This is a genomic window from Mesorhizobium sp. M4B.F.Ca.ET.058.02.1.1, from assembly GCF_003952505.1.
Taxonomy (GTDB): domain Bacteria; phylum Pseudomonadota; class Alphaproteobacteria; order Rhizobiales; family Rhizobiaceae; genus Mesorhizobium.
Map to the genome: position 1 here is coordinate 314,972 of NZ_CP034450.1, position 13,776 is coordinate 328,747.

The window sequence follows — 13,776 nt, forward strand, 5'->3', positions numbered from 1 at the left end:
AGCCGGGCGTCGCCAGCGACGGCGCCCGGCTTCTCTTGGGCGTTAGTCGCGATCGTGGACCAACGGCCGGGCCGTACTGCCGTGTCCCAGCCCAGGAAATGTGCTGAAAAGCCGGATGCCGTCTGACAGTATGCGCCAGGGTTCATGTGAACCAACGGCAATTTCATGCAAGGGCAGGCGTGTATGGTGAGTTCCTTTCGTGCGGTCGTGGTCGGTGGCGGCTGCGTGGGCACAGGCATTCTTTATGGCCTGGCGAAACGCGGCTGGACCGATGTGGCATTGCTGGAGAGGACGCAGCTTACCGCCGGCTCGACATGGCATGCCGCAGGGCTCATTCCGTCCTACGCGCGCAGCCGCAACGTCGGCCGCATGATCGCCAGGTCGATTGAGATCTATGAGGGCCTGGAAGCCGAGACGGGCCAGAGTGTCGGCTGGCACAAATGCGGCCAGCTGCGCATTGCCAACACGCGCGACCGGCTCGACGAGTACAAGAGCTATATGGATGTCGCTGAGGTCCAGGGTCTGCGGGCCCGGATCGTATCGCCGGCGGAGGCGCGCGAGATCTGGCCGCTGCTCGACAACAAGGACATGCTGGGTGCCCTTTACCACCCCGACGATGGCCACATTGCACCCGCGGATGTCACCCAGGCGATGGCCAAGGGCGCACGCGACCTCGGCGCGAAGGTCCATCTCGACACCGAAGTTGTTGGGTTCGAGCGGATGCCGGGCGGCGAGTGGAAGGTCAACACATCGCGCGGCGACATCCTCTGCGAGCACGTCATCCTTGCTACGGGCAACTATGCGCGCCAGACCGGCGCCATGCTGGGTCTGGACATTCCGGCGATCCCGATCGTCCATCAGTACTGGATCACCGAGGCGGTTCCAGAGATTGTGGAGCGCAAACGGCTGGGCCTACCGGAAATGCCGATCCTCAGGGACGAGGGCTACGAGGGCTATCTGCGCGAAGAGGGGGATGGGCTGCTGTTCGGTCCCTATGAGCGCACGGAACAGCTCAAGCTGTTCGCCGAAAACGGCGTCCCGGAATGGTTCGGCGCCGATTTGCTCGATGAGGATTTCGACGCTGTTTCCTGGAACTGGGAGCGTGCCAGCGAATTGGTCCCCGCGCTGGGGCGCGCGGGCATCAAGCGGAATGTGCGGGGACCTTTCCAGATGACGGCCGATGAACTGCCGCTGATGGGACAGGCCTGGGGCCTTGAGAATGTCTGGCTCGCCGAAGGCGTGCCAGGGGGCATCCTCTGGGGCGGAGCTATCGGCTATTACCTTTCCGAGCGGATCGTGGAGGGCGGCAACAGCATCGATACGGCGGAGCTCGATCCCCGCCGCTTTGGCCACTATGCCAACAAGAACTGGACCCGGGCAAAAGTCAGGGAAGCCTGGGGTACGCACGCGGTACAGCACTATCCAGGCCAGGACATGCCGGCGGCGCGACCACAGAAAACGGCACCGTCCTACGATCGCCTGAGCCAGCTCGGCGCGGTATGGGACGTGTTGAACGGCTGGGAGATGCCGAGCTGGTTCGCGCCCGCGGGTGTCGAAGCGCGAAACATCTATGGCTGGCGCTGGACCCCCAAAGGCAACCACGTCGCCGAGGAAGTCCAGGCCGTCCGTCAGGCCGTGGGGCTGGTCGAGATGACGCCGATGACCAAGTTCGAGGTCAGCGGCCCAGGCACCGAGGCCTGGCTCGACGGAATCCTTGCCAACAAGCTGCCTCGTCCCGGTCGTGTCGCCCTTGCCCATCACCTGACGCGGGCCGGTGGCGTGCAGGCCGAGTATGTGGTGGCGCGGCTGCAGAACGGTCTGTTCTACCTCATATCGACGCCGCGCGCCGAGCGCTGCAATTTTGACGACTTGAGCCGGCTGCTGCCGCAGAGCGGCAACGTGCAGCTTCGCAATGTCACCGACGATCGCGGCAGCTTCACAATCGTTGGACCGAAGGCGCGGGAGGTATTGCAGCCGCTGACGGAAGTCGATCTCTCCAACGAGGCCTTCCCATGGTTCAGCGTGCGGTCCGGGACCGTCGGCCTGGCCAGCGACGTGCGCCTGCTGCGCGTCAACTACTCAGGCGAACTGGGATGGGAGCTCTATCATCCGCTCTGTTATCAGCGGCATCTGCTGGACGCGCTTCTGGCGTCGGGCGAGGCGCACGGGCTCAGACCGGTTGGACTTCAAGCACTGGAGTCCCTGCGTCTCGACAAGTCCTACCGGGCCATGTACCGCGACATGAATCCCGAACTGTCGGCCTGGGAAAGCGGTCTTGACCGCTTCGTCAGCCTCGACAAGGGGGACTTCATCGGCCGGGCGGCGCTGGTCGCGAAACAGAAGCAGGGGACGGGACGCCGGATCGCCACTCTGTCGATCGATACCGACGGTGCCAGCGCTTTCGCCTTCGAGGGTGTTTACCGCGATGGCGAGCTCGTCGGCCATGTCACCTCGGCAGGCTATTCCTATAGTTTTTGTCACGACATCGCACTTGCGCTGCTGCCTCTCGAACTCGCCGCGCCCGGCACCGAACTGGAAGTTTCAATCCTTGGCGAGCGCCGCTCGGCAAAGGTGATTGCCGACTCGCCCTACGATCCGGAAGGTCTGCGCGGGCGCATGTAAGCATCCCCGGGCAGGAATGTCGGACTGATAGGCGATCCCAAGATCGCCGTACGCCGGGCTCTGGCAACGAAGACCACGCGCTAATTCCGACCGCGGCAATCGAAATACAGGCGGTGCAAAACGCAAAAACCGCGTCCCATCGGGAACGCGGCTTTGCCAGATACGCATGGCGTTTCGCTACAAGCGACTTGCGAAACTTACGGGCTCCGGTACGCGAGACCTGATCCGGAGCGCCGGGCGGATGCGATATGTCCGCCTCGCAGTCCGTTTTATAGGCACATCGTTACCGGCCGGTTATCGAGACCTTAAGCAAATCTAAATTTGCCGGTTTCTGACCGAAAAAACTCGCTAATAAGCCTGTGAAAGCAGGGCGTTATGCCTGATTGCCGCGTAGGAAATTTATAATGCCGGAAAAATCGGCGCCGGCATTTCCCTGCGCGTTGAACAGCGCGTAGAGCTGCGTCGCCCCGGCCCCGAGCGGCGTCACCGCGCCGGCGCCTTGCGCTGCCTCCTGCGACAGCTTCAAATCCTTCAGCATGAGGGCGGCGGCGAAGCCCGGCTTGTAGTCGCGGTTGGCGGGCGAGGCCGGCACCGGCCCTGGCACCGGGCAATATGTGGTGAGTGACCAGCATTGGCCCGACGAGGTCGAGGCGACGTCGAACAGCGCCTGGTGCGACAGTCCGAGCTTTTCCGCCAGCACGAAGGCTTCGGCGACGCCGATCATCGAGATGCCGAGGATCATGTTGTTGCAGATCTTGGCCGCCTGTCCGGCGCCGTCGTCGCCGCAATGGACGATGCGGCCAGCCATCGGCTTCAGGGCCGGCTCGGCCTTGGCGAAGGCGTCCTTCGAGCCGCCGGCCATAAAGGTCAACGTGCCGGCGGTGGCGCCGCCTGTGCCGCCCGAGACCGGCGCGTCGATCGACAGCAGGCCGTGCTTGCTGGCGATAGCGTGGGCCTTGCGCGCCGATTCGACGTCGATGGTGGAAGAGTCGATGAACAGCGCGCCTTTCTTCGCCTTGGGCGCGATGTCCTCATAGACCGACAGCACATGCTTGCCGGCAGGCAGCATGGTTATGACGACATCGGCGTCCTTCACCGCGGCAGGGGCGTTGGCCATGACGGTCACGCCGTGCTCCTTGGCGACGGTGAGGTTCTCCGGCACCAGGTCGAAGCCGTGCACAGAATGCCCGGCCTTGACCAGGTTGGCGGCCATCGGATTGCCCATATTACCCAAGCCGATGAAGGCGATGGTTGCCATCGTTTTTCTCCCGAAATTGTCTGGTTCAGCGCCCGATCAGCGCGCGTGCGATGATGACGCGCATGATCTCGTTAGTGCCTTCGAGGATCTGGTGGACGCGCAGGTCGCGCACCAGTTTCTCGACGCCGTAATCGTGTAGATAGCCATAGCCGCCATGCAACTGCAGCGCCTCGTTGGCGACGTCGAAGCCGACATCGGTGACGAAGCGCTTGGCCATCGCCGACCATTTGCCGGCGTCGGGCGCCTTGCGGTCGAGCTTCGAAGCGGCGGCGTAGAGGAAGATGCGCGCCGCCTGCAACTCGGTCTCCATGTCGGCCAGCCTGAACTGCAGCGCCTGGAACTGGTTGATCTTCGAGCCGAAGGCCTTGCGCTCGCCTGTATAGGATAAAGCCTTGTCGAGCGCCGACTGCGCGCCGCCGAGCGAGCAGGCGGCGATGTTCAGCCGGCCGCCGTCGAGGCCGGCCATGGCGATGCCGAAGCCTGCGCCTTCCGTGGCGAGCAGGTTCTCGACCGGCACCTTGCAATCCTCGAAGATGACCTGGCGGGTCGACTGCATGTGCCAGCCCATCTTGTGCTCGTTGGCGCCGAAGGAGAGGCCTGGTGCATCCTTGGGCACGACGAAGGTCGAGATGCCTTTCGGTCCGTCGGCACCGGTGCGGGCCATGACGACATAGAGGTCGCTGTCGCCGGCGCCGGAGATGAACTGCTTGGCGCCGTTGAGCACATAGTCGCCGCCGCTTTTCACCGCGCGCGTCTTCAGCGCCGCGGCATCCGAGCCGGAGCCCGGCTCGGTCAGGCAATAGCTCGCCAGCCATTCCATCGAGGTCAGCATCGGCAAGAAACGCTGGCGCTGCTCCTCGCTGCCGAAGCGGTCGATCATCGACGCCGCCATGTTGTGGATCGAGATGAAGGAGGAAAATGCCGGGTCGGCGCGGGCGAGCGCCTCGAAGATCAGCACGGCATCGAGCCGCCCGAGGGCCGAACCGCCAACGTCGTCGCGGACATAGATGCCGCCGAGGCCGAGCGGCCCGGTTTCGCGAATCACGTCGGCCGGGAAATGTTTCGCACGGTCCCAGTCGAGCGCGTTCGGTGCGACACGGTCGGCGGCGAAGGCCTCGGCCATCTCTTGGATGGCGCGCTGCTCCTCGGTGAGTTCGAATTGGCTGGTGCTCGCATCGACCGCGGCGTCCATGGCGTGCTCCCTGTCGTTTTAGGCCTTCTGGCCTGTCGTTTTTGGCTTTGCGCGCCAGTCAATCTAGACCAATGATGCCGCCGCGCAACCCGCCCGGTCGCGGAGCGGCTGTGCATGGATGGACCAACGGAGCATGGCGTGACGACAGTCTTCGACGAACTGCTCGATCGTTTCCACGCCTATCTCAGGACCGTGGACAGCGCTCTGGTCAGCGACGCCGTCGCCCGCATCGATTGGGGCATGCCGGTGCGTCCGCTGCAGCCGCGTCGGCTCGCCTGCCTGCGCCATCTCGATCGCATCGCCGAACTTGCGCCGCCGGACATCCGGCCCCTGACGCGATTCGTGGCGGAGCATCGCGGCGATCTGCGCTGGGGCCAAACCTACAGCGTCTCGGATTTCGGCCGGGCGTTCCTGGACAATTACGGCTGGCTGGAGGTTTTCGGCACGCGCGGCCATTTCGTCAATGACGAGGTCGCGGCCGGCTTGCTGATCCTCGGGCCCGCGATCGTCTATCCCGACCACCATCACATTGCCGAGGAGATCTACATTCCGCTGACCGGCAGCACGGAGTGGCACAAGGGCGAAAGCGGATTTCACGTTCGCGAAGCCGGCGAGGTGATCCACCATCCTTCGAACGTCAGCCATGCCATGCGAACGGGCCAGGAGCCGCTGCTCGCGCTCTACATCTGGCGTGGCGGGCCGCTGGCGCAGAAGTCGACAATCCCGGGCACCGTCACGCAAGGCAGGGGCTGATGGCGGCCAAAGCGATCATGCTGCAAGGCACCGGCTCCGATGTCGGCAAGAGCGTGCTGGTCGCGGGGCTCTGTCGTGCGGCGAAGAAGCGTGGGCTGAAGGTGCGGCCGTTCAAGCCGCAGAACATGTCGAACAATGCCGCCGTCGCCGACATTCCCGGCAACAACAAGGCCGGTGGCGGCGAGATCGGCCGCGCGCAATGGCTGCAAGCGATCGCCTGCGGCGTGACGCCGACCGTCCACATGAACCCGGTGCTGCTCAAACCGCAGAGCGATGTCGGCTCGCAGGTCGTGGTGCAGGGCAAGGTGTTCGGCGAGGCTAGGGCGCGCGACTACCAGGCGATGAAAGGCCGGCTGATGGACGCCGTGCTGGACTCATGGGCGAAGGTCGGCGAGGGCGCCGATCTCATCATCGTCGAAGGCGCGGGCTCACCAGCCGAGATCAATCTCCGCAGCCGCGACATCGCCAATATGGGTTTCGCGACGCGCGCAAATGTGCCGGTGGTGCTGGTCGGCGATATCGATCGCGGCGGCGTCATCGCTTCGGTCGTCGGCACCCATCTCATCCTGCCGGACGAGGACCGGCGCATGATCGTCGGCTACCTCATCAACAAGTTCCGCGGCGACGTCTCGCTGTTCGACGACGGCATCGAGGCGATCGGAAAGTTCACCGGCTGGCCTTGCTTCGGTGTGGTGCCGTGGCTGAAGGCGGCGGCGAGGCTGCCTTCCGAGGATTCGGTGGTGCTGGAACGGCTGGCATCCGGCGAGAAGCGGGCGCTGAAGGTGGCAGTGCCGATGCTTTCGCGCATCGCCAATTTCGACGATCTCGATCCATTGAAGGCCGAACCGCAGGTCGAGGTGGTGTTCGTGCCGCCCGGCAAGCCGTTGCCCGCGGATGCGGGATTGGTGGTCATTCCCGGCTCGAAGTCGACGATCGGCGATCTCATGAAGTTCCGGGAGAATGGCTGGGACCACGATCTCCTCGCCCATCGCAAGCGGGGCGGCCATGTCGTCGGCATCTGCGGCGGCTTCCAGATGCTCGGCCGCAAGGTCAGCGATCCCGCCGGCATCGAGGGCAGCGTTACCGAGGCGGAGGGGCTCGGCCTGCTCGACATCGAAACAGTGATGGAACCGGAAAAGACCGTGCGCAATGTCAGCGCCCGCTCGGTGCAGTTCGATCTGCCGCTGGAAGGCTACGAGATCCATCTCGGCCGCACCACCGGCCCGGACATGGCGCGGCCGTCCGCCGTCATCAACGGCATCGATGACGGGGCGATCTCCGCCGATGGCAAGGTGGTTGGCACCTATCTGCACGGGCTGTTTTCCGCAGACGCCTTCCGGGCAAGGTTCCTGGAAAGCCTCGGCGTCAAAGGCGGCGGTATCGACTATCGCGCCGATGTCGAGCGGGCGCTGGACGAGGTCGCGGCCGAACTGGAAACCCATCTCGACTGCGACGCAATTTTTGGCCTGGCCCGTTAGCTGGCGGCGTCTCCTGCCTTCGGCCAGTAGGTGCCAAACGACCAGACACTGCCTTCCGGGTCGCGGCAGATGAACTCGCGGCTGCCATAGTCGCGATCGGTCAGTTCCTGCAGGATCGTGGCGCCGGCCTTTCTTGCCCTGGCGTAGGCGGCATCGGCGTCTTCCACCGCGACATAGATCGACTTGCCGCCGCCGGCGCCCGGCTCGCCGACCATCTTGCCGTAGTCGTCGTCACGCGCGGTGCCGAGCATGATCATCGAGGCGCCGAAGACGAGCTCGGCGTGATGCACGACGTCGCCCTCGCCATAGCGGGCGCGCACGGTGAAGCCGAAGGCATCGCACAGCCAGTCGATCATTCCGGCGGCATTCCTGTAGCGCAGAGCGGGGTAGAGACGAGGTGCTTCGTTCGCGGTCGACATGGCAATCTCCCTGGTGTCGGTTGATGGTATCCAGTCTCGGCGAAGGCCGCCGCGGCGTCTTGAAGAAATGTTACCTCGGTGGAGAAAGAGACTATGCGAGCGCGGTTGGCGTCTCGCCGGCGAGATCGCGGAATTCGCGCACCAGATGCGCCTGGTCAGCATAGCCGCAATCGGCGGCGATCCCCGCCCAGTCGTCGAGCTGATGCTTGGACAGCGAGAGCGCCCGGTTGAAGCGCACGATGCGCGACAGCGTTTTCGGCCCGATGCCGATCGCGTCGGAAAATTTCGCCGCGAGATGCTTGCGGCTCCAGCCGAGCTGATCGGCAAGCACGGAGACCCGCGTGCGTCCGCCAGAGCCAATGACTTGCCGGTAGGCCCAGGCGATCTCGGCTGACATCCGCTTCGCCTCCGCCAGCCTTGCTGCGACGAAGCTCTCGGCAATCGCGAAACGCGTGCCCCAATCCCGTGCCTCGCCAAGCCTTTCGCGCAGCGCGATGCCTTCGAGGCCAAGCACATCGTCGAGCCCGACCATGCGGTCGGTCAGCTCGCTCATCGGCAGGCCGAAGAAGCGGCGGGCGCCGAGCGGGGTGAAGTTGATCTGGACGCAGCAGGCGCGGCCGAAGGATTGGATTACCACCGGCCCGGCAAAGAGGCCGGCGGCAAAGCTGGCGAAGCGATCGTTGTCGCCGGGGTCGCGCCCAAGCCCGATGGCGAAGGGCTCGGCGAAGCTGATGACCAGCGGCACGGTCAGCGAAGCATATTCGACATTGCGGGAGCAGACGGGCAGCATCTCGCGATAGCCGCAAAGGTCGGTGACTGCGCCTGCAAGCGAAGCGTCAGCCGCTCGCCGCACCATCTCGAACCTCGCGGCTAAAGAATGGTCCTGTTCATGACGGCGCTCTGTCTCGATCGACATCGGCAATCCTCGCCCGCCAAATCTAGCAGACCACATTCCGAAATCAAAAGCGCCCGGCTTGTGGCCGGGCGCTTCGGTTACCTGAGATCTGAATGTGCCTGACTTAAGCGCCGCGCATCATGCAGCCGGCGGCAAGCACGATGTAGCCTATGAGAACAATCCACACTGCGGCAAGAGGAATGAACGCAAGAACGCCAAGAGCGGCGAGAACGCCGATGATGGCGATGACAAGGGAGATAATGAAAATAAGCTGAGTAGGCGCACTGAGATTCATGTGTGGCTCCTCCAACATGATTCGTACGCCGGCATTGTATCAGCGGGGCCGTCACACACCAATGAGCAGGCGCAACGGGTTCGCCGGGTCGGCCAGGAGCTTCACCGCCAGTGCCACGCAGACGACGACCAGCAGCGGCTTGATCAGTCTCGCGCCGATACGGATGGCAAGGCTGGCGCCGAGGCGGGCGCCGAAGAACTGGGCAACGCCCATCATCAGGCCGATCTTCCAGTAGACGACGCCGACGGCGGCGAAGACGGCGAAGCCGCCGATGTTGGAGGCGAAGTTGAGCAGCTTGGTGTGCGCCGTCGCTTTCAGCACGCCGTAGCCAGCGAGCGCAACGAAGGCCAGCATGAGGAACGAGCCGGTGCCCGGGCCGAACAGGCCGTCATAGAAGCCGATGGCTGGCACGACCGTGAGTCCGAACAGAAAGGGCGAAAGCCGCTCGGCGCGGTCGACATCGCCCATGTTGGGCTTGACGGCGAAATAGAGTGCAATCGCGATCAGCAGCAGCGGAAGCAGGGCGCGTAACACGTCGCCGGGCACGATTGTCGCCAGCGAAGCACCGGCCGCGCTCCCGGCGAGTGCCAGGACGGCGGACGGAAGCTGACGGCGGACATCGACATGGCCATTCGCGGCATAGTGGATGGTCGCCGAACCGGAGCCGAACATGCCTTGCAGCTTATTGGTTCCCAGCGTCTCGAGCGGCGAGAAGCCGGCAAGAAGCAGTGCCGGAATGGTGATCAGAGCGCCGCCGCCGGCGATGGAATCGATGAAGCCGGCGGCAAAGGCGGCAAACGCGAGCATGACGACGGTGTGGGTGGCAAGATCGAGCATCGGGGGCTGCAAGGGTTGCGGCGAGGGGGACGGCAGGTTCCATCATGCCCGTCCCATTTGCGCAAGGCCGATTCCGCGCTAACTATCTGCGACGGAATCGCAAAGGGGAGGCCGATGGCAATGGCATTGCTCGACCAGATACGCTCGATCTTCGACGGCGATCCCGGCGTACGTAAGGTCGCGGACGATCCGGTCCTGTCGGCGGAATTGTTGATGCTGTTCCGCATGATCCTGGCCGATGGTTCCGTCTCGGAGAGCGAGATGGTCGCCTTCCGGCGCATCTGCAAGGAGGCGTTCGGCATTCCCGAGACGAGCATCGACAGCGTCATCGAATATCTCAACGACTTCGGCTACGAGACCAATGGTTCGCAGGCGATCGCGCTGTTCCGCGACCTCGACGTCGAGCGGCGCAAGCTGCTCGCCCAACACATGGCCGAGATCGCCAAGGCCGATTCGAAGCTGGCCGAGAACGAGGTCAAGCTCCTGCGCCGCACGCTCGACCTGCTCGACATCAGCCCGGTCGATGTTGTGAAGCCGCAGGAATAGCCGGATTCGATGGCAGACGGCGCGTCTGGCCGCCTATCCCTGTTCCTGCAGCCTCCGCGCGATTGCCTGGTGCAGATCGGGCGCGGCTTTCACCAGCGCCTTGGCCGCGTCGGACTGCGGGTTGTCGAGCACCGCGCCGGTCTTGCCGCGCTCGACGATCCTGCCTTCGTGCATGACCAGCACCTCGTCGGTGATGGCGCGGGCGACGGTCAGGTCATGAGTGATGAACAAGTAGGCGATGCCGAGCTTCTGGTTGAGCTCGGCGAACAGGTCGAGGATCTGGGCGCGGATCGAAACGTCGAGCGCCGAGACCGGCTCGTCGGCCACGACCAGCTTGGGGCGGGTGATGATGGCGCGCGCGATCGACAGGCGCTGGCGCTGGCCGCCCGAGAATTCGTGCGGATATTTGTCCATGTCGCGCGGCCCGAGGCCAACCTCGTGCAGCGCGTGCGCCACGAGCTCGCGCCGCTCGGCGTTGGCCGGTTTTTTGGCCAGCACATGCAGCGGCTCGGCGACCAGTTTCTCGACCTTCTGGCGCGGATCGAAGGAGCCGTAGGGGTCCTGGAATACGACCTGCATGTCGCGCCGCACCGGCTTCAGCTCCGCCTCGCTGCTGCCGGTGATGGTCTCGTCGCAGAAACGGATCGTTCCCGAGGTCGATTTGTCCAGCGCCAGGATCATGCGGGCAAGCGTGGACTTGCCGCAGCCTGAACGTCCGACCAGGGCCACCGACTGGCCAGGTTCTATCGACAGCGAGACGTCGTCGACGGCGCGGAAGGGAGCGGCGCGCCGGAACAGCGAGCTGCGTCGTCCCGGATAGTCGCGGGTCACCCCTTCGACTTGCAGCAGGGGCCTGGCCGAGCCGGCGACGTGGGTTCGGGGGCGGGCCGGCACATGCATGGAAGCCTGCGCCAGCTGACGCGTGTAAGGATGGAGCTGCTCAGACAGCGTGCGTGCCGTGTCGCCGGCTTCCATCACCTCGCCATGGCGCAGGATGGTGATCTTGTCGGCCATCTCGGTCACCACCGCGAGGTCGTGCGAGATCAGCAGCAGGCCCATGCGGTTTTCCGCCACGAGGTCGCGCAACAGATCGAGGATCTGCGCCTGCAGCACCACATCGAGCGCCGTGGTCGGCTCGTCGGCGATCAGGAGCTTGGGTTTCAGCGCGCAGGCGATTGCAATGACGACGCGCTGGCGCTGGCCGCCGGACAGCTCGTGCGGATAGCGCGACAGCGGGAATTTTGCCTCGGGCAGGCCGACCCGGTCGAGCACCTTGCGCGCCCGCTCCTCGGCTTCGGCGCGGCTTGCCTTGGTATGCCAGCGGATGCCTTCGGCGACCTGCTCGCCGATCGTCTTGACCGGATTGAGCGCCGTCATCGGCTCCTGGAACACCATGCCGATGTCGTCGCCGCGCAGCGCGCACATCTGGTCCTCGCTCGCCGCCAGGATATCGAGGCCGTCGAAGGCGACGCGCCCGCCGGCACGCGCCGCGAAGGGCAGAAGCCGCATCACGGTGAGCGCCGTCATCGACTTGCCCGAGCCGGACTCGCCGACAAGCCCCATGACCTCGCCCGGTGCCACGGCAAGCTCGACCCCCTTCAGGATCGGCGTGTCGCCGATCGCCAGCGACAGGTTCTCGATCTCGAGCAGGCTCATCGCTGCCGCCGCGATTTCGGGTCGAGGATGTCGGCGATGCCGTCCCCCAGCAGGTTGAGGCCGAGCACGGTGACGACGATCGCCATGCCCGGAAAGATCGCCATCCACGGCGCCACGACCATGCGCGTCTGCGCGTCGAACAGCATGCGACCCCAGCTCGGCATCGGCGGCTGCGCGCCGAGGCCGACATAGGAAAGGCCGGCTTCGGCAAGGATGCCCAGCGCGAACTGGATGGTGCCTTGCACCAGGAGCAACGTGGCGATGTTTGGCAGGATGTGCTCGATGGTGATCAGCGTTGGCCCCTTGCCGGCGGCACGCGCGGCCAGGATGAATTCACGCGGCCAGATGGCGAGAGCGCCGGCGCGGGCGACGCGCGCGAAAACGGGAATGTTGAAGATGCCGATGGCGATGATGGCGTTGATCGCGCCCGGCCCGAAGATGGCGGTGATCATGATCGCCGACAGCAGCGCGGGGAAGGCGAAGACGAGGTCGTTCAGCCGCATCAGCGCCTCGTCGGCGAGGCCGCCGCGCGCGGCGGCAAAGGCGCCGAGCGGCACGCCGACGCCCATGCCGATGCCGACCGCGACCAGCGCCACGGCGATCGAGTTGCGGGCGCCGACCATGATCATCGACAGGATGTCGCGGCCGAAATGGTCGGTGCCGAACCAGTGCGCCCATGAAGGCGTCAGGGTCTTGTCCGAGATCACCAGCCTGGTGACATCATAGGGCGTCCAGACATAGGAGAGCATCGCTATCGCCGCCACCAGCGCGGTGATGGCGAAGCCGACGAGGAAGGACCGGTTGCGGAACGCCTTGGCCAGCAGTGCGCCAACGGTCTCTTCGGGGATGTCGACATGGAGCGTCATTGCCGGCTTCTCAGGCGCGGATCGACGACCGCATAGGAGAGGTCGACGAGGAGGTTGACGGCGATGACGGCGGCGACCAGCAGCATGACGACGCTTTCGACGACGATCAGGTCGCGCTGCGTGATGGCCTGGAACACCAACCGTCCAAGGCCGGGCAGGTAGAAGACGTTCTCGATAATGATGGTGCCGGCGAGCAGGAAGGCGAATTGCAAACCGAGAATGGTGAGTACCGGGATCATGGCGTTGCGCAGCGCGTGCCGCCAGAGCACGGCGCGGTATGGCATGCCCTTGGCGCGGGCGGTGCGGACATAGTCCTCGTGCAGCACCTCGATCAGTGCCGAGCGGGCGACGCGGGCAAGGATCGCGGCTTGCGGCAGGGCAAGGGCGACCGCCGGCAGAAGCAGCGATTTCAGCGCCGGCCAGGCACCGGCGCCCCAGCCGGGAAAGCCGCCGGCCGGCACCAGTCGCAGCCAGACGGCGAAGAGATAGATCAGCATCAGCGCGAACCAGAAGTTCGGCACGGCGACGCCGAGTTGGGCGGCGCCCATGGCGATAGCGTCGCCGGCCCGGCCGTGGCGGCTGGCGGAATAAATCCCGACCGGAATGGCGATAGCGGTGGACAGCGCCAGCGCGATCAGCGCCAGCGGCAGCGAGACGACGACGCGTTCGCGCACGAGATCGATAACCGGCACCGAATAGGTGTAGGAGCGGCCGAAATCGAGGCTGAGCAACCCGCCCGCCCAATGCAGGTAACGCAAGGCCAGCGGCGCGTTGAGCCCTATCTGGTTGCGCAGCACCTCGACCTGCTCGGCGCTGGCGTTCATGCCCAGCATCAGCCGCGCCGGGTCGCCGGGGATGATCTCCAGCACCGCGAACACCACCATGGAGGCCAGCACCAGCGTGGCGGCGGCGATGATCAGACGCTTGAGGAGGTAGGCACTCATGGAAGGCTGACCGCC

Annotated in this window: 13 protein-coding genes; 4 read left to right on the forward strand and 9 right to left on the reverse strand. The window is 65.1% G+C overall.

From position 1 onward, the window contains the following. Positions 1 to 183: 183 nt before the first annotated feature. A complete protein-coding gene (locus tag EJ073_RS01525; protein WP_126054119.1) occupies positions 184 to 2,622 on the forward strand; it encodes an FAD-dependent oxidoreductase in 2,439 nt (812 codons plus the stop codon). A gap of 373 nt (positions 2,623 to 2,995) precedes the next feature. On the opposite strand, the gene mmsB is transcribed toward EJ073_RS01525, so the two are convergent. Both mmsB and EJ073_RS01535 read right to left on the reverse strand, forming a co-directional pair. Next, on the reverse strand, positions 2,996 to 3,880 hold the full coding sequence (gene mmsB, locus EJ073_RS01530) for a 3-hydroxyisobutyrate dehydrogenase (RefSeq protein ID WP_126054120.1): 885 nt from the start codon (positions 3,878 to 3,880) through the stop codon (positions 2,996 to 2,998). Positions 3,881 to 3,905: 25 nt separating this feature from the next. Further along, positions 3,906 to 5,072: an isobutyryl-CoA dehydrogenase gene (locus EJ073_RS01535; protein ID WP_126054121.1), complete on the reverse strand. Its 1,167-nt coding sequence runs from the start codon at positions 5,070 to 5,072 to the stop codon at positions 3,906 to 3,908. Between the two features lie 138 nt (positions 5,073 to 5,210). On the opposite strand from EJ073_RS01535, the gene EJ073_RS01540 reads away from it, so the two are divergent. Together EJ073_RS01540 and EJ073_RS01545 are read left to right on the forward strand one after the other, a co-directional pair. Continuing rightward, positions 5,211 to 5,825, forward strand: coding sequence for a dimethylsulfonioproprionate lyase family protein (locus tag EJ073_RS01540; RefSeq protein WP_126059053.1), 615 nt, complete (start codon positions 5,211 to 5,213; stop codon positions 5,823 to 5,825). Then, positions 5,825 to 7,303, forward strand: coding sequence for a cobyric acid synthase (locus EJ073_RS01545; protein ID WP_126054122.1), 1,479 nt, complete (start codon positions 5,825 to 5,827; stop codon positions 7,301 to 7,303). The genes EJ073_RS01540 and EJ073_RS01545 overlap by 1 nt, the downstream gene beginning before the upstream one ends. Here the strand turns inward: EJ073_RS01545 and EJ073_RS01550 are convergent. From EJ073_RS01550 to EJ073_RS01565, 4 genes are all read right to left on the reverse strand, one after another. Next, positions 7,300 to 7,722: a VOC family protein gene (locus EJ073_RS01550; protein ID WP_126054123.1), complete on the reverse strand. Its 423-nt coding sequence runs from the start codon at positions 7,720 to 7,722 to the stop codon at positions 7,300 to 7,302. The genes EJ073_RS01545 and EJ073_RS01550 overlap by 4 nt on opposite strands. Before the next feature lie 91 nt (positions 7,723 to 7,813). Then, positions 7,814 to 8,638 carry a helix-turn-helix domain-containing protein gene (locus tag EJ073_RS01555; RefSeq protein WP_126054124.1) on the reverse strand — a complete coding sequence of 275 codons (825 nt, stop codon included), beginning with the start codon at positions 8,636 to 8,638 and terminating at the stop codon, positions 7,814 to 7,816. A gap of 103 nt (positions 8,639 to 8,741) precedes the next feature. Continuing rightward, positions 8,742 to 8,912 carry a hypothetical protein gene (locus tag EJ073_RS01560; RefSeq protein ID WP_126054125.1) on the reverse strand — a complete coding sequence of 57 codons (171 nt, stop codon included), beginning with the start codon at positions 8,910 to 8,912 and terminating at the stop codon, positions 8,742 to 8,744. A gap of 51 nt (positions 8,913 to 8,963) precedes the next feature. After that, on the reverse strand, positions 8,964 to 9,749 hold the full coding sequence (locus EJ073_RS01565) for a TSUP family transporter (protein WP_126054126.1): 786 nt from the start codon (positions 9,747 to 9,749) through the stop codon (positions 8,964 to 8,966). A 114-nt stretch (positions 9,750 to 9,863) separates the two neighbouring features. Here EJ073_RS01565 and EJ073_RS01570 point away from each other — a divergent pair, with 114 nt between their 5' ends. Next, positions 9,864 to 10,295: a TerB family tellurite resistance protein gene (locus tag EJ073_RS01570; RefSeq protein ID WP_126054127.1), complete on the forward strand. Its 432-nt coding sequence runs from the start codon at positions 9,864 to 9,866 to the stop codon at positions 10,293 to 10,295. A 33-nt stretch (positions 10,296 to 10,328) separates the two neighbouring features. Here the strand turns inward: EJ073_RS01570 and EJ073_RS01575 are convergent, their stop codons facing one another. Genes EJ073_RS01575 through EJ073_RS01585 form a run of 3 tightly spaced genes read right to left on the reverse strand, consistent with a single transcriptional unit; the run spans position 10,329 to position 13,761 of the window. After that, positions 10,329 to 11,951 carry a dipeptide ABC transporter ATP-binding protein gene (locus EJ073_RS01575; protein WP_126054128.1) on the reverse strand — a complete coding sequence of 541 codons (1,623 nt, stop codon included), beginning with the start codon at positions 11,949 to 11,951 and terminating at the stop codon, positions 10,329 to 10,331. After that, on the reverse strand, positions 11,948 to 12,817 hold the full coding sequence (locus tag EJ073_RS01580) for an ABC transporter permease (RefSeq protein WP_126054129.1): 870 nt from the start codon (positions 12,815 to 12,817) through the stop codon (positions 11,948 to 11,950). Before EJ073_RS01580 ends, EJ073_RS01575 begins: the two co-directional genes overlap by 4 nt. Beyond that, positions 12,814 to 13,761 carry an ABC transporter permease gene (locus EJ073_RS01585; RefSeq protein WP_126054130.1) on the reverse strand — a complete coding sequence of 316 codons (948 nt, stop codon included), beginning with the start codon at positions 13,759 to 13,761 and terminating at the stop codon, positions 12,814 to 12,816. The genes EJ073_RS01580 and EJ073_RS01585 overlap by 4 nt, the downstream gene beginning before the upstream one ends. Positions 13,762 to 13,776 lie beyond the last annotated feature (15 nt).